This is a genomic window from Brevibacterium picturae (genome assembly GCF_900105045.1).
GTDB classification, from domain to species: domain Bacteria; phylum Actinomycetota; class Actinomycetes; order Actinomycetales; family Brevibacteriaceae; genus Brevibacterium; species Brevibacterium picturae.
The window spans coordinates 3,658,666-3,673,240 of record NZ_LT629739.1; the positions used below are offsets into that span (position 1 = coordinate 3,658,666).

The window sequence follows — 14,575 nt, forward strand, 5'->3', positions numbered from 1 at the left end:
GTCGGTTGTCAGAGGCGGCGAATCACTGACACGACCAGACCCATGATCTGGGCATAGGTGCCGTCGATCGGTTCGTAGTCCTTGTTCTGCGGCAGCAGCCATTGCTGACCGGCCTTGCGCTTGAGGGTCTTCACGGTTGCCTCCCCATCGAGCAGTGCCGCGACGATCTGACCGTTGTCTGCCGTGTGCTGTTTGCGCACGACGACCCAGTCATCGTGACAGATGGCGGCTTCGATCATCGAGTCACCGACGACCTTGAGCAGGAACATGTCGCCCGAGCCGACGACCTGGGTCGGCAGCGAGAAGACGTCATCGACTTCCTGCTCGGCCAGGATGGGCCCGCCTGCGGCGATGCGGCCGACAACAGGGACCTGCACCGTGTTGTTGGCCAGCTCTTCGTACTTGGCGCGCTCTGCTTCTTCCTCTTCGAAGGGATTGACCACCTCTATGGCACGCGGGCGCTTCGGGTCTCGGCGGACATAGCCGAGGCGTTCGAGCTGAGATAGCTGGTGGGCGACGCTGGAAAGTGAGGCGAGCCCGGCTGACTTGCCGATCTCGCGCATGCTCGGCGGGTAGCCGTTGGTCACGACGGCTCGTTCGATGGTCTCGAGGACCAACCGCTGCCGAGGGGTCAGGCGAAAATCGCCCTCGCCGGTGGAGCCTTCCGGAATCGAGACATCCTCGTCGTCAGTGCGTGCGGCTGCGATCTCGCTGGCGACGTCCTCGTTGCGAGGACGACCTCTCCCTCGTTTGTTCTGAACCATTGCCCGTTCCCCTTCGTTCTATTCCCGCCGACCTCACCGCTTAATCCTCTCGTCGAGAACTCTCGTGTCAGTGCCGCCTGAGATGGTTCTTTCAGATCAATCAACAACGCTGGTTCTCTCTCATTGTCGCATAAATGTTCGAGTTGGACTGGACATATGTTCGATTGACATGTTGAATAGAACAGACGTTCTACCTATTACTGGTGGAATCGTACGAAGAGAAGAGGTAAAGCGATGTCTGCACAGATCCAGGAACTGCGTTTGACCACACGCGGACGCCAGGCGATGCGTCTGCTCCGGACTATCGTGTGCGCTTTCGTCATCGTCGGCGGAGCATTCTTCGTCGCCACACAGTCGTTCTCGGCGGCAGCCGGAGCCGAGACAGAGAACATCGGCATCGACGCCGAAGCAGTCGTCGTCGGTGAAGGGGAGTCTCTATGGGCCGTTGCTGTGAATCTCGGACTCGACCGTGACACCCGCGATGTCGTGGCCGACATCGTCGACATCAACCATCTGTCCTCGCCTGTGGTGCACCCGGGTCAGACCCTGGATGTGCCCCGACGATAGACTGATGCGGTGGGAAATAATTCGTCATTGCCAGTGCGTTCGGATCTAGTCGGCCTCAAGCCCTATGGCGCTCCGCACCTCGATGTGCCGGTGCAGCTGAACGTCAATGAGAACGCCTATCCGATTCCGGAAGTGGTCGTCGACAGCATGCGGTCAGCCGTTGACGGACACTTCGCCGGACTCAATCGTTACCCCGATCGGGAGTTCGAGGAACTGCGCGAACACCTGGTCACCTATCTCCAGGGAGTCAATGACCGAGCCGGTCAGACCGTCGGTCTCAGCCCCGAGATGATCTGGGCGGCGAACGGATCGAACGAGGTCCTCTCCCATATCGTGCAGGCATTCGGCGGACCGGGCCGCACGGTCCTCGGTTTCACTCCCAGCTACTCCATGCACCCGCTGATCACCACCGGCACCGGCGCGACGTGGCAGGCCTCTGCGCGCAAGGACGACTTCACCCTTGATGCAGAATCCGTCGCCGCCGAGGTGGCCGAGGTGGATCCCGACATCGTTTTCCTGTGCACACCGAACAATCCCACAGGCACATCGATCGGTCTCGACGTCATCGAAGCCGCATATGACAACTGCTCCGGCATCGTCATCGTCGACGAGGCCTACGCCGAGTTCTCCAGGCCCGCCCAGCCCTCGGCGATGACGCTGTTGGCCAGCCGTCCCCGGTTGGTCGTGTCGCGGACGATGAGCAAGGCGTTCGCCTGCGCGGGCCTGCGCCTGGGCTACGCGATCGCTGCGCCGGAACTCATCGATGTTCTGCGACTGGTGCGCCTGCCCTACCACCTGTCGGAGATCACTCAGGTGCTCGCCTGCACCGCCCTTGAACATGCTGATGTCCTCCTGGAGAACGTCGACAGACTCATCGACTCCCGCGACCGAATTTCCGATCACCTGAGTAAGAGCGGTTTCACCGTCTACCCCAGCGATTCGAACTTCGTCCTCTTCGGCAACATCGCCGCACCGCAGGAACTATGGCAGAAGCTGCTCGATCGCGGAATACTGATCCGCGACATCGGCATCAGCCATCACGCCCGGGTCAACGCCGGCACACAGGAGGAGACCACCGCCTTCCTCGCAGCAGTCGACGAGATCTTGGCAGAGGATTCCGGCATTCTGCAGTCATCGCACTGAGACGTCACCACTGTGATGGACACACCCAGATGCTGCACATCGTTCGGCACAGAGGACAATAGTCCTCAAGCGGCACCCACCCTACCTACGAAAGGCCAGTCATGAGGCAGGCTCAACGCTCCCGCTCGACATCGGAATCTTCGGTCACCGTATCCATCGACCTCGACGGGACCGGCCGGTCGGACATCTCCACCAGTGTTCCCTTCTTCGATCACATGCTCACGGCGGTGTCGAAGCATTCGCTCATCGACATGAGCATCCAGGCCGAAGGCGATACCCATATCGACGTCCACCACACGGTGGAGGACACCTCCATCGTTCTCGGCCAGGCGCTGGGCGAGGCGTTGGGCGACAAAACCGGGATTCGCCGCTACGGGCTGGCTGCCGTCCCACTGGACGAGGCGCTGGCCCGCTGCGTCGTCGACGTGGCCGGTCGCCCGTACTTCGTGCACGAAGGAGAGCCTGAGGGACAGCAGTACCACCTCATCGGCGGTCACTTCACCGGGTCGATGACCTCGCACTCCCTCGAATCGATTGCGTTCCACGCCGGCCTCACGGTGCACCTCGACCTGCTGCGCGGCCGGGACCCGCACCACATTGCAGAGGCCGAGTTCAAAGCCTTCGCCCGCGCTCTGCGCGAGGCCGTCGAGCCGGATGCCCGCAATCATTCGGTGCCCAGCACGAAGGGAGTCCTGTGAGCACCACCGTCATTGTGACTCCTTTCGGGGTCGCCGAGCAGCTGGCTGCTGCCTGCGTGCTGTCGAACATCAGGGGAACCATCGTCCCGATCGGAGACTTCACCGGAATCGTCCTGGCCGACACAGATGTCCAGGCGGGCAACGAGGCAGCTGCGGCGATCTCCAAGCTCTCCGGTAAGCACGAGGTTCTTCTTCTCGTGCGAAGCGAGGAGCAGATCGACGCCGGTCACTTCCGCCACGGTGCCCGGGAATCGGATGTGCCGGCCGGCCTGGCGCTGAAGAACCTGCCGGATGTCCTTGAGCAGCTCCTGCTCGAAGTCGTGTCCGCCGACGATGTCGAGGCCAGCATCGCCACCTCCTCGATGACGAAACTGCAGGCCAGCGCCGCCACGATGTCCCCGGGGCGGGCGGCAGTGGCACGCACTGCGCTGCTCTGGATCGTCGTTGCGATTCTCGCGGGACTCATCACCGCCTTTGGCATCACCATCGGGCTGGGCGGGAACACCGTGGCCTGGGTGGTCGCCGTCTTCGGCGCGATCGTCCTCGGCTTTTCACTGTGGAGGATCTACAACGTCTTGGCCAAGGGGGCAAAGCAATGAGCACGGTTGCTGTCCTCGACTATGGGGCAGGAAACGTCCGGTCGGCCGTGCGAGCGGTTGCTGCCGCCGGTGCCGAGGTCGTGCTGACGGCCGACCGTGACGTCATCGATGCCGCAGACGGTCTGCTCGTCCCCGGCGTCGGCGCCTATTCGGCCGTGATGACCGGACTGAAACGAGTCGGCGGAGACGAACTCATCCGTTCATGGCACGACAACCAACGACCTCTGCTTGGCATCTGCGTCGGACTGCAGGTCTTCTTCGCCCGTGGAGAAGAGCACGGGGAGAAGACGGAGGGGATCGGACTCTGGCCCGGCGCGGTGACAGCACTTGAGGCTCCGGTCGTTCCGCATATGGGGTGGTCACAGGTCAGCGCCCCGAAGACCTCGCGGATGTTCGCCGGCATCGCCGACGAACGCTTCTACTTCGTGCACTCCTATGCGGCAGCCGAAGCACCGTCGAACACCGTGGCGACCACGGCCTCCCACGGCAGCAGCTTCATCGCGGCCGTCGAAGACGGCACCACCTGGGCGGCCCAGTTCCACCCGGAGAAGTCAGCCGAAGCGGGTGCGCGCCTGCTGCGCAACTGGGTCGACTCCTTCTCCCGGGCAGGCCTGACACACCACTAACATTGCCACTACGCTCTAGTCGCATCTGCTCCAATTCACTCAACTCAGTCTCCACAGCCTCTTGAGAAAGGTCACAATGACTCAAACCCCCAGCAAGCTCGTCCTCCTTCCCGCAGTTGACGTCGCCGAGGGCAAAGCCGTCCGCCTCGTCCAGGGCGAAGCCGGCACCGAAACCGACTACGGTTCTCCCATCGACGCGGCCCATGACTTCGAAAGCAGGGGCGCGGAGTGGATCCACCTCGTCGACCTTGATGCCGCATTCGGTCGCGGATCGAACTCGGACCTGCTCAACCAGGTCGTCAAGGCCGTCGGCATCAAGGTCGAACTCTCCGGAGGCATCCGCGACACCGAGAGCCTCGAGCGTGCTCTCGACACTGGGGCAGAGCGAGTGAACATCGGCACTGCGGCCTTGGAGAACCCGGAGTGGACCGCCGACATGATCTCCCGATTCGGTGATCAGGTCGCCATCGGACTCGACGTCCGTGGCACCACACTCGCGGCCCGTGGTTGGACCCAGGAGGGTGGCGATCTCTATGAGGTTCTCGAGACTCTTGAGAAGGCAGGGTGTGCCCGCTATGTCGTCACCGACGTCCGCAAGGACGGCACGCTGCAGGGGCCCAATGTGGAACTGCTGAAGTCGATGGCAGAGAAGACCGAAAAGCCGATCGTGGCATCGGGGGGAGTCTCCAGCCTCGATGACCTGAGGAATCTGCGCGACCTCGTGCCACACGGTGTGGACTCGGCGATCGTGGGCAAGGCCCTGTACGCCGGAAAGTTCACCTTGGAAGAAGCTCTCGAGGTTGCTGGAGGCTGAAGAAGTGACATCGGACTCGGCAGATCGGCCTGCCTCGGCAGATGGTTCCGACTCGGCCGGCCAGTCCTGGGCAGGCCGGGAACTCAAACCCAACCCGTTCTCGGGTGACTCGGGTCTCGCCGACACCGGTCTGCTGGAAGCACTCGGTCGGGTCAACAGAGAACCGCTGGAACCCCAGGCCCACCTCGGCGTCGTTCAGGCGCTGGCGGGCGCGAGGCTCTATGCCCCGATCGTTCCGGTTGCGACCGAACACGAGGTCGGCGAGCACGGGCACATGGTCGACAACGCTTCGGACATGGCGATGGTCCGGCTGCAGGGCGAGGACGGCCGTGAGTGCACCCCCGGCTTCTGCTCGATCCCGCCGCTGACTGCATGGCATAAGGAAGCCCGGCCCGTGCCGATCGAATCCGAGCGCCTCGTGCTCGGCGCGGTCGAAGCCGGATCCCAACTCATCGTCCTCGACCCGGGCACGTCACAGCCCTTCCTGCTCCGTCGTCCCGCCCTGTTCGCCTTCGCCCAGGGACAGCCCTGGACACCGGCCTGGGCCGACGCCGAGGTGGGGCAGGCGCTGGTCACGATCGCCGAGGACTTCCCCTGGCTGGCTCAGATCAGCCTGCGCCCCGGCAGTGCCCGAGTCCATGTCGAAGGACCCGAGGTCGGCATCCGACTCGGGGTGCGCTCTCAGATGCCCGCCGAGGAGATGACACGATTCCAACAGGCGCTGGCCGCCGATGAGACGATCGTCGAGAGAGTGGACTCGCTGGCTCTCCAGCTCGCCGAGTCTTGAGCACGCGTCCAGTCACGAGCCCAAGGTGTCAGGCTGATTCCCGAATAGAGGGAAAGGGCATGTGCACTTGCCTCATTTCTCCTATGCTTGATCTCTATGAGTGAGATTCGTGACCTGAGTCGTCCGACCGTCCCAGATGAGAGCTATCTCGGCCAGATGGCCGCCGAGACTCAATCCCGCAGCGAGCTGGCAGGCGAGTGGAACTCCGAGTTCACCGGGGCGCCCGAGTCTAGCACAGCGGTCCTCGCCGCCGGACTCGCGGCGGCCAGGGAGGATCTCGACGGGTTGCTGCACACCATCCACTCACTGGCGGAGACCGCATTCGTCGAACATGAGTCTGTGCGAGCCATCGCCTCGGTGCTGCGCTCACGGGGCATCGAAGTCGAGACCGGACTGTTCGGCCTCGACACGACCCTGCGTGCAACCACGGGAGCCGGCGGCGGGCGCACGATCGCGATCCTCGCTGAATACGACGCTCTCCCGGAGATCGGTCATGCCTGCGGTCACAACCTCATTGCCGCCTCGGGGGTGGGGGCGTTCCTTGCCCTGCATGCCCTCTGCGAACGGGACCCGAGTGCCGTTCCCGGCACGGTGGTGCTGCTCGGTACTCCCGCGGAGGAGGGCCACTCGGGCAAGGAGGTCATGGCCCGGGGCGGAGCCTTCGACGGCATCGACGCGGCGATCATGGTCCACGGCTACGGGTACGACTGCGCGGATCAGGTGTGGTTGGGCAGGCGCCTGCTCGATGTCACGTACTCCGGGGTCGCCGCCCATGCCTCGGCGCAGCCGTTCATGGGTCGCAATGCCCTCGACGCCGCGAACCTCTTTTACCAGGGTCTCGGGCTGATCCGCCAGCAGATGCCGCCGATCTCCCGCCTGCACGCTGTCATTGCCGATGGCGGGACCCGACCCTCGATCATCACGGAATCCGCGACTGTGCGGTGCTATGTCCGGTCGAAGTTCCCGGAAACACTCAAGGAGCTTTCGGACAGGGTCGAGGACGTGGCGAAGGGTGCGGCGCTGATGACCGGCACTGGTGTGGCGGTGGAATGGGATGAGCATCCGCCTTCGCTTCCGGTGCGCTCGAACTCCGCGCTGACACAGCGCTGGGCCGTGCACGAGGAGACCCAGGGCCACACACCATTGCCGGGTGGGGTGCTCGATGAGTCGATCGCGGCCTCGACCGACTTCGGCAATGTCTCCTACCGGATCCCGGGCATCCACCCGCTCATCAAGGCCGCCGACGCCGAGGTGGCGCTGCACACCCGCGAGTTCGCAGAGGCCTCGATCACGCCTGCCGCCGAAGATGCCGCCCACGATGCCGGGTATGGGCTGGCATGTACGGCGCTGGACTTCCTCGTCGACGATGCCCTGGCCGCCGAGGTGGTGGCCGAATTCGAGCGAGCCGGAGGAGCGATCGACGTGGAGAACTACTTCAACTAGACGCGCACCGCGCGTCTCGAGTACTCGGAGCAATTCGAAATGGCGAATCGAAGAGCGCTGCGAATCCGGCGAGCCCCGAGAGTGCACTCGGACCACGACCACCGAAGAGAAGGACACCACATGTCAACGACGACATCAGCGAAGATCGGTATCGGACAGCGTCTGCTGGACGGGATCGAACGGCTCGGCAACAAACTGCCCGAGCCGTTCACTCTCTTCCTCGGGCTGTTCCTGATCACGGGAGCAATCTCGACCGGCATGGCCATGGCAGACGTCTCCGTGTCCATTCCCGGCAGCGACGAGACCGTTGCGATCAGGGGACTGTTCACCGGCGAGGGACTGTCGTGGCTGACGACGACGATGGGCGACAACTACATCGGGTTCCCGCCCTTGGCCACGGTGCTGCCGATCCTTCTGGCAGTGGGCGTGGCCGAGAAGTCGGGCATGCTCGCCGCGGCCGTGCGAATCGCCTTCGGCAAGAGCCCGCGCTGGCTGCTGCCCTATGCCGTCGGCTTCGTCGGCGTGGTCGGGTCGATCATGGCCGACTCCGCCTTCATCATCATCCCGCCGCTGGCCGCGCTCGTGTTCAAGGCCGCCGGACGGCACCCGATGGCCGGCCTCATCGGCGGATTCGCCGCCACCGGTGCCGGGTATTCGACCTCGATCGTGCCGACCAGCCTCGATGCGCTCTTCGCCGGCATCACCACCTCGGTGATGGGGACCCTGCCCGGTACCGACTATACGGCCGTCAACCCGGTGTCGAACTACTTCTTCAACATCGTCGCCTCGATCGTGCTGGCACTCATCGCCGGTTTCATCATCGACAAACTCATCGAACCGAACATGGTTCGTAAGGGCGTTCCGCGCGAATACGCGGATGCCAAGGGTTCGGGCCTGGCCAAGGAATACCAGGCCAAGGACAACCCCTACGGTGAGAACGCCGTGTCTGCCGAGGAAGTCGAGGAGTCACAGAAGGAGGTCAAGGCCGAGCTCGAACCCGAGGAGAAACGGGGATTGGTGTGGTCCTTGGTCTCTGCAGTGCTGCTGACTGCGGTGGTGCTCTTCGGCGTGCTCATTCCCGACTCGCCCTGGCGCAATGAGGACGGCGGATTCTTGCCGAAGTCCCCGCTGCTGTCCTCGATCGTCTTCATCGTCTTCGTCTACTTCATGCTCATGGGTGTCGTCTACGGCTTCGTGGTGCGCACCGTCCGGTCAATGAATGACCTCGTGCGGATGATGAGCCAGTCGATCATCGACATGATGTCCTTCCTCATTCTCGCTTTCATCCTCGGCCAGTTCATCGCGCTGTTCAATTGGACGGGGATCGGCTCGTGGATCGCCGTGGCGGGTGCTTCAGGGCTCGAGGCCATCGGACTCACGGGCTTCGCCGCAGTCCTCGGATTCATGCTGCTGGCCAGTGTGCTCAACCTGTTCATCGTCTCCGGCTCTTCGATGTGGACGCTCATGGCGGCGGTGTTCGTCCCGCTGTTCGCGATCCTCGGCTACGAACCGGCCTTCATCCAGGCCGGATTCCGCGTCGGCGACTCGGCCACCCAGGTCATCACCCCGCTCAACCCCTACATGATCGTGCTCCTGGGGCTCGTGCGCCGCTACGAACCCAATGCCGGGCTGGGCACCATCATCTCGAGGATGTTCCCCTTCGTCATTCCGTTCTGGCTGGCCTGGGCGGCGCTGCTGGCGATCTGGTTCTTCTTCGACTTGGCTCTGGGACCCGGCAACGGCATCTTCCTCGAATAGGCTCCCTCGCCGAGGCGGTCTCACAGCATCTGCGTCACGCCCTTACGCCAATCCGTGGTGCCGAGCGACTCGGCGAAGTCTCCGGACTCGATGACGCAGGGGGAGTACCAGATCGGGGAGAGCTGATGGAGCTCGTACATCGACCGTTCGACGACGCCTGCGACGCGAGTCGTCCAACGGGGGAGTGCCAGGGGCTTTCTCGGCTTCGTGCCCGAATGCTCGTGAGTGAACTCCGTGATCTCGCCCAGAGTCGGGTTCGAGGAGGGAGCGATGAGCAGACGATGCGTCCCCGCGGGGACGTCTTCGAGAAGCTGTGCCGCGCGGATCATCGCGGCGGCGAGGTCCGCGATGACGGTGATGCCGTGGGCGACATCGGTGCGTGCGGGCACGATGGCCCGATGCCCTTTGGAGATCGGAGCGGTGATGCACATCTTGATCACAGAGGACCACGGTTGCGCGGTGCTGCCGAGCAGGTCCCCGGCGATGACGCTCGCCGTGGTGGCCGGGTGTTCGCGCCTGGCTTCAAGGAGTCTCTGGCGAATCCGTCCCTTGTCCTCGACCGGGGCGAACGGGGAGGACTCTGTGATCGCTTGACCGAGTCCGGCGAAAGCATAGACCGATTCGGGGAAGATGACGGGAATGCCCAACCGCGCTGCGGTGTCCATGATCGCCGAGTCGAGCCGGGGGAGGGTCTGCTCCCACTTCCGGCTGTCATAGGGAGCATGGGCACAGGCGAAGATGACGTCACTGCCCGCGGCGGCATCGTGAAGCTGTGCACGGTCGGCCGCATCTATGCGAATGTGCGTGATCTCGGTGCCGGCCTCGGGGCTGTGCAGTGTTTGCCCCGTATCGGTCACCGTCTCATTGCCGGCTGGTGACTGAACGTCGGTCACCGTCCGATTGCCTGCTGCAGCTGCCGCAACCGGTGCCGAAGCTCTGCCCGAGCGGGTTGCGACTGTCGTGTGAATTCCTGTTGTTGAGAGTTGGGTGGCGATTTCTTCGCCGATCTGTCCATAGCCGATGATGAGTGCGGATTTCATGAGGTGAGTCCTTACTGAGGTCGTGATTCGGTCGAGCTGCGGAAGACAGTCGAGAGAGCGGTGCTCTCTAAAGTCAGAGTAGACCGCCGAGGACTCCAATTCAAGAGCAGTGCTCACTATTGTTATCTTTGCTCTCTCGTTCTAGGGTGGACGCATGACCACTTCGACTCCGCGTCAGCGAGCCCGGCTGGAAACCGAAGCCCAGATCACCCGCATCGGGAATCAGATGCTTGACGCCGATGGCCTCGACGGGGTCTCACTTCGTGCGATCGCCCGGGAGCTCGGGATCGTCTCAAGCGCGATCTACCGCTATGTGAAGAACCGTGATGAACTGCTGACCATACTCATCCGTGACGCATTCACCTCGATCGCCGACGAGGTGGATGCGGCCCTCGAGAGCAACGAATCCGTTCTCACCGTCGGGGTGACGATGATCGCGTGGTCGCGTAGGTACCCGAACCGTTGGGCGCTCATCTATGGCACTCCGGTCCCCGAGTACCAAGCACCGCGGGATGAGACTGTGGTCCCCGGGACTCGGATTATGGTGACGCTGACCAATTTGGTCGCGAAGAGTTCTGCGGCACAGACGAAGAATCAGGTCCCACCCGCACACGCGCTGGATGCATTGCGGGAAGGCCTGCGAGAACTGGGACTGGAGCCGGACGATCAGGTGATCATGCGTACCGTGACTGTGTGGGCGGCGCTCATCGGACTCATCAATGCTCTGCGGTTCGGACAGTTTGGTCCCGGCAATGATCAGGTCGAAGACGAGCTCATGCAGGGACTCGTGTCGACGCTCGGGCACTGAATCAGCGTATGGGGCGGGCCAACGGACGGGCCAGCGTACGGAGCGGAAGCGACGAGCTGCTCATCCGTCGAGAAGCCCGCGAATGTCCTCGCCGGTGATCGTCGATGAGAATCCCTCACCCTCATTGACCAGGGAGTCGAAGAGCTGGGCCTTCTTCTCCTGCAGAGCCAGTACCTTCTCCTCGATCGTCTTCTCCGCGACCATCCGATAGACCATGACGTTCTTCGTCTGCCCGATTCGGTGCGCGCGGTCGATGGCTTGAGCCTCGACCGCAGGATTCCACCAGGGGTCGAGCAGGAAGACATAGTCGGCCTCCGTCAGCGTCAGGCCGAATCCGCCGGCCTTGAGGCTGATCAGGAAGACCGGTGCATCCCCGGCCCTGAAGTCGTCGATGACCGCGCCTCGATTGCGAGTCGAGCCGTCGAGGTAGCAGTAGTCGATATTGCGGTGCTCGAGCTGTTCGCCGACCCGGGACAGGAACGAGGTGAACTGACTGAAGATGATGGTGCGGTGACCTTCGGCAACGACGTCGTCAAGATGGGAGAAGAGCGCGCTGAGTTTGCTCGATCCGATCGATTCGTACCTCTCATCGATGAGGAATGGGTCGATGGCCAGCATCCGCAGGAGTGTCAGCGACCGGAAGATCGCGAAGCGGTTGCGGTCCATGTCATTGATGAGGCCGAGGAGCTTCTTCCTCTCCTTCTGCAGAATCGTGTTGTAGAGGTCCCGGTGTTTGGTGCTGAGCTCGACGCTGAGGACCTGTTCCTGCTTCGGCGGCAGGTCGGCTGCGACGAGTTCTTTGTTCCGCCGTTTCATGAACGGTCTGATTCGCCGCCGCAGCAGAGCCATTCCATCCGGGGACTCACCTGATTCGATAGGGGAGACGATCTCGCGACGGAACTTCTCGATGCCGGGCAGCAGGCCCGGTGAGGTGATCGAGTACAGCGACCACAGGTCGGTGAGAGAGTTCTCCATCGGTGTGCCGGTGATGGCCAGGCGGAACCGGGCCTGTACCGCCTTTGCCGCAGTGTGGACCTTGGCGGTCCTGTTCTTGACGAACTGCGCCTCGTCGAGGACGAAGGTGTCCCACTCGATCGACCTGAAGGCTTGTGCGTCGAGGCGCAGGATTGCGTATGAGGTGATGACGAGGTCCGCGTCCTCGATCTCTTCGGCCAAGGTGGTCTTCCGCTTCTTTTCCGTCGCGGAGATGGTGGCGACTCGAAGACCTGGTGTGAATTTCTCGGCCTCCGCACGCCACGTCGACATCACCGAGGTGGGCGCGACGACGAGGATGGGGGAGGCGTTCACGCTCGTGTTCTTGATGTGGGTGAACAGGCTCAGTGCCTGCAGCGTCTTGCCCAACCCCATGTCATCGGCCAGGATGCCGCCGAGTCCGCTGGACCACAGGGCCGCCAGCCAGCTGAACCCTTCCTGTTGGTAGGGACGCAGTGTGGCTTCGACCCCGTCGGGCACGTCGAGAGCAGGAATCTCGCCGAGGTGGCTGAGCGCTTCGACCGAGCGTCGCCACGAGGCGGCGGCGGTGGATTCGTCGACAAGCCCGTCGAATTCGGCCCACAGATCCATATGATAGCGCGAGAGGCGAGGTGAGTCCGGCTGCCAGTCTGCGATGACATCCGATTCGGCGAGCATGCGACGAAACTTGTCGAAGAAGGGTGCATCGAGGGAGAAGTACGAGCCATCGGGCAAGACCATCATCGCCGCCCCCTGCGCCAACGCGACGAACAGGTCGGCGAAGCGCACCTGCTGTCCCGCGATCATGATGTGGAAGCGGATGTCGAACCAATCGCTGTCCTCGGCTTCGTCGGTCGACATCGAAACCAGTGGTGCCTCGGTGACTTCTCGATAGGCCGGGCGATCGCCGATCTCATGCACCTCGAGATGGTCGATGTCAGTCAGAACAGGCAGCAGTTTGTCGGCGAAGACCGCTGTCTGCAGACCGTCGAGGTCCACGGTTCCGGCACGGCGTATCTCGCTCGGCAGCGTCAGCGGCATCGAGGTCGCGGCAACAGCGGAGCTCAATTTCGCGAGCACTCCGTCTTCGTGTTCGATGCTTCGGTCGCGGTCTGGCAGATGCCCACGGTGGACGGGAAACGTTTGCATCGGGTGATGATAGTGCCACTCCCACGCCAGGTGCGCACCCCGGTCTCCGTAGGTAACGGTGAGTGCGAGGTCAGGAGGCACGAGCACGGGCAGGGCCACCGAGTCGTCTGAGGAGGCGACGGAGGTGGCGTAGGCGAGCTTGGGATAGAAGTCCGTGAAGAAATCATGAACCTGGTCATGGGAGATGGTGACCGGTTCCCAGCGACGCAGCATCTGAACCACATCATGATTCGTCCGTGGCTCGGCAGGGGCCAGCACGAGGGACGTACCGCCGGAGGTCGAGATTCCGTAGAAGCCATGATCATCGATCGGGCCGCAGAAGCCCTGGTCGAACGACTCGCCGTCTATCGTGATCAGGGAGCGGGCCTCGAGTCCATCCGAGACCGCAACCACATCACATTCGGTCGACCCTTCCTCACCTCGGTGAATCGAGAGTCCGCGGCTGGCGCCGACGAGTTCGATGCCCAGCGACCTCGCCTGATCGAAGAGATGCCAGAGCAAGGGCGAAGTGAACCAGTCAAGGACCACCGAGTCATCATTCGTGATGAGGTGATTCGAACTGATGGCGGACAGGCCGTAGAGCTGTGCGAACCAGGCCGCCTGCCCCTGTGCATATGCACGAGTGTTTGAGTTGTTGGCGATGTTGGACCACGACACGTTCCCTTTGATCCAATTGCTGCGCGCGCCTTCCATCAGTGGTCTCAAGGTGACGACGAGGTCGGTGCGACCGGTGAGCTTGGAGCGTCTGATGGGGTGGGTTTCGAAGTTCCCGAAGCCCGTGCGTCTCAGTTCGGAGATTTCGAAGCCGAGGGCCAGACGGGTCGGTGCACTGCCGGCCAGGGTGCCTCCAGGCCCCGATGCCCAGACCGATTCATCGACTTGGTCGGAGGAGAAACCCGACAGAATCGACTTCCAGTCGGATTCTCTGGGTCCGCGTGATGACGGGGCACTGCCGCCCGCAGGAGTCTGATGCCTGGCCTCCTTGCGGGCAGCGCCGCTGTGGGCAGCCTTCCAGGTGGCGTCTTCGGGGGAGCGGCGCTGGTCGGGGTCGTGCAATGCCGTGGAACCGAATGGTGCAACCTGTCGGATCGATGCCGCCATCAATGCGGCCACCACGTGTTTGCAGTCTCCGCCCACGGGGCAGGTGCATCGCGAGGAGAGAACAGTGAATGATTTGGCTGTGGGGCTGTGCTGTTCCAGTCGCACGATGCTGGTGTAATCGTGTGCAGCAGTCCCCGAGACATCGGCGCGAAGCGTCATCGCGTCGGGATCCCAGCTGGCTTGGCCGACCATGCCCTTGTTGGCGTAGCTGCGCCCGCGCTCGTAGAAGGTCGAGCCGAAGTAGTCCTGCAACTCCTTGGCGCTCACGTACGGCAGTTCAACGGGAGACATGCAACGATGATCTCA

13 protein-coding genes are annotated in these 14,575 nt (G+C 63.0%); 10 read left to right on the forward strand and 3 right to left on the reverse strand.

Annotation, left to right across the window (positions count from 1 at the left end; translation table 11 throughout):
* Nucleotides 1-8 precede the first annotated feature (8 nt).
* Nucleotides 9-764, reverse strand: a complete 756-nt coding sequence (gene lexA, locus BLT92_RS16725; RefSeq protein WP_092107409.1) for a transcriptional repressor LexA — start codon at nucleotides 762-764, stop codon at nucleotides 9-11.
* A 234-nt stretch (nucleotides 765-998) separates the two neighbouring features.
* On the opposite strand from lexA, the gene BLT92_RS16730 reads away from it, so the two are divergent.
* The 9 genes from BLT92_RS16730 (at nucleotide 999) to BLT92_RS16770 (ending at nucleotide 9,199) form a co-directional block, all read left to right on the forward strand.
* The gene (locus BLT92_RS16730; RefSeq protein ID WP_092107411.1) at nucleotides 999-1,331 is read left to right on the forward strand and encodes a LysM peptidoglycan-binding domain-containing protein; all 333 of its coding nucleotides are present in this window, start codon (nucleotides 999-1,001) and stop codon (nucleotides 1,329-1,331) included.
* A 9-nt stretch (nucleotides 1,332-1,340) separates the two neighbouring features.
* Nucleotides 1,341-2,474 (forward strand): histidinol-phosphate transaminase, encoded by a 1,134-nt coding sequence (locus BLT92_RS16735; RefSeq protein WP_092107413.1) that lies wholly within the window; start codon nucleotides 1,341-1,343, stop codon nucleotides 2,472-2,474.
* 101 nt (nucleotides 2,475-2,575) lie between these two features.
* Nucleotides 2,576-3,172 (forward strand): imidazoleglycerol-phosphate dehydratase HisB, encoded by a 597-nt coding sequence (hisB, locus tag BLT92_RS16740; RefSeq protein WP_092107415.1) that lies wholly within the window; start codon nucleotides 2,576-2,578, stop codon nucleotides 3,170-3,172.
* Nucleotides 3,169-3,771: a hypothetical protein gene (locus BLT92_RS16745; RefSeq protein ID WP_092107417.1), complete on the forward strand. Its 603-nt coding sequence runs from the start codon at nucleotides 3,169-3,171 to the stop codon at nucleotides 3,769-3,771. Before hisB ends, BLT92_RS16745 begins: the two co-directional genes overlap by 4 nt.
* Nucleotides 3,768-4,397 carry an imidazole glycerol phosphate synthase subunit HisH gene (gene hisH, locus BLT92_RS16750; protein ID WP_092107419.1) on the forward strand — a complete coding sequence of 210 codons (630 nt, stop codon included), beginning with the start codon at nucleotides 3,768-3,770 and terminating at the stop codon, nucleotides 4,395-4,397. Before BLT92_RS16745 ends, hisH begins: the two co-directional genes overlap by 4 nt.
* 76 nt (nucleotides 4,398-4,473) lie before the next feature.
* Nucleotides 4,474-5,211 carry a bifunctional 1-(5-phosphoribosyl)-5-((5-phosphoribosylamino)methylideneamino)imidazole-4-carboxamide isomerase/phosphoribosylanthranilate isomerase PriA gene (priA, locus tag BLT92_RS16755; RefSeq protein WP_092107421.1) on the forward strand — a complete coding sequence of 246 codons (738 nt, stop codon included), beginning with the start codon at nucleotides 4,474-4,476 and terminating at the stop codon, nucleotides 5,209-5,211.
* 4 nt (nucleotides 5,212-5,215) lie between these two features.
* A complete protein-coding gene (locus BLT92_RS16760) occupies nucleotides 5,216-5,998 on the forward strand; it encodes an SseB family protein (protein WP_092109545.1) in 783 nt (260 codons plus the stop codon).
* Nucleotides 5,999-6,094: 96 nt separating this feature from the next.
* Entirely contained in the window at nucleotides 6,095-7,441 is a 1,347-nt protein-coding gene (locus BLT92_RS16765) for a M20 family metallopeptidase (protein WP_092107423.1), read from the forward strand.
* 120 nt (nucleotides 7,442-7,561) lie between these two features.
* Nucleotides 7,562-9,199 (forward strand): AbgT family transporter, encoded by a 1,638-nt coding sequence (locus tag BLT92_RS16770; protein ID WP_092107425.1) that lies wholly within the window; start codon nucleotides 7,562-7,564, stop codon nucleotides 9,197-9,199.
* Between the two features lie 20 nt (nucleotides 9,200-9,219).
* On the opposite strand, the gene BLT92_RS16775 is transcribed toward BLT92_RS16770, so the two are convergent.
* Nucleotides 9,220-10,239 (reverse strand): Rossmann-fold NAD(P)-binding domain-containing protein, encoded by a 1,020-nt coding sequence (locus BLT92_RS16775; RefSeq protein ID WP_092107427.1) that lies wholly within the window; start codon nucleotides 10,237-10,239, stop codon nucleotides 9,220-9,222.
* 154 nt (nucleotides 10,240-10,393) lie between these two features.
* On the opposite strand from BLT92_RS16775, the gene BLT92_RS16780 reads away from it, so the two are divergent.
* A complete protein-coding gene (locus BLT92_RS16780; protein WP_092107429.1) occupies nucleotides 10,394-11,047 on the forward strand; it encodes a TetR/AcrR family transcriptional regulator in 654 nt (217 codons plus the stop codon).
* A gap of 60 nt (nucleotides 11,048-11,107) precedes the next feature.
* Here the strand turns inward: BLT92_RS16780 and BLT92_RS16785 are convergent, their stop codons facing one another.
* On the reverse strand, nucleotides 11,108-14,560 hold the full coding sequence (locus tag BLT92_RS16785) for a DEAD/DEAH box helicase (protein ID WP_092107431.1): 3,453 nt from the start codon (nucleotides 14,558-14,560) through the stop codon (nucleotides 11,108-11,110).
* Nucleotides 14,561-14,575 lie beyond the last annotated feature (15 nt).

Excerpts from the sequence above, each read along its gene's own strand:
- lexA (WP_092107409.1), bottom strand. The coding sequence starts at position 764 with ATGGTTCAGAACAAACGAGGGAGAGGTCGTCCTCGCAACGAGGACGTC.
- BLT92_RS16730 (WP_092107411.1), top strand. The coding sequence starts at position 999 with ATGTCTGCACAGATCCAGGAACTGCGTTTGACCACACGCGGACGCCAG.
- hisB (WP_092107415.1), top strand. The coding sequence starts at position 2,576 with ATGAGGCAGGCTCAACGCTCCCGCTCGACATCGGAATCTTCGGTCACC.
- hisH (WP_092107419.1), top strand. The coding sequence starts at position 3,768 with ATGAGCACGGTTGCTGTCCTCGACTATGGGGCAGGAAACGTCCGGTCG.
- priA (WP_092107421.1), top strand. The coding sequence starts at position 4,474 with ATGACTCAAACCCCCAGCAAGCTCGTCCTCCTTCCCGCAGTTGACGTC.
- BLT92_RS16765 (WP_092107423.1), top strand. The coding sequence starts at position 6,095 with ATGAGTGAGATTCGTGACCTGAGTCGTCCGACCGTCCCAGATGAGAGC.
- BLT92_RS16770 (WP_092107425.1), top strand. The coding sequence starts at position 7,562 with ATGTCAACGACGACATCAGCGAAGATCGGTATCGGACAGCGTCTGCTG.
- BLT92_RS16775 (WP_092107427.1), bottom strand. The coding sequence starts at position 10,239 with ATGAAATCCGCACTCATCATCGGCTATGGACAGATCGGCGAAGAAATC.
- BLT92_RS16780 (WP_092107429.1), top strand. The coding sequence starts at position 10,394 with ATGACCACTTCGACTCCGCGTCAGCGAGCCCGGCTGGAAACCGAAGCC.
- BLT92_RS16785 (WP_092107431.1), bottom strand. The coding sequence starts at position 14,560 with ATGTCTCCCGTTGAACTGCCGTACGTGAGCGCCAAGGAGTTGCAGGAC.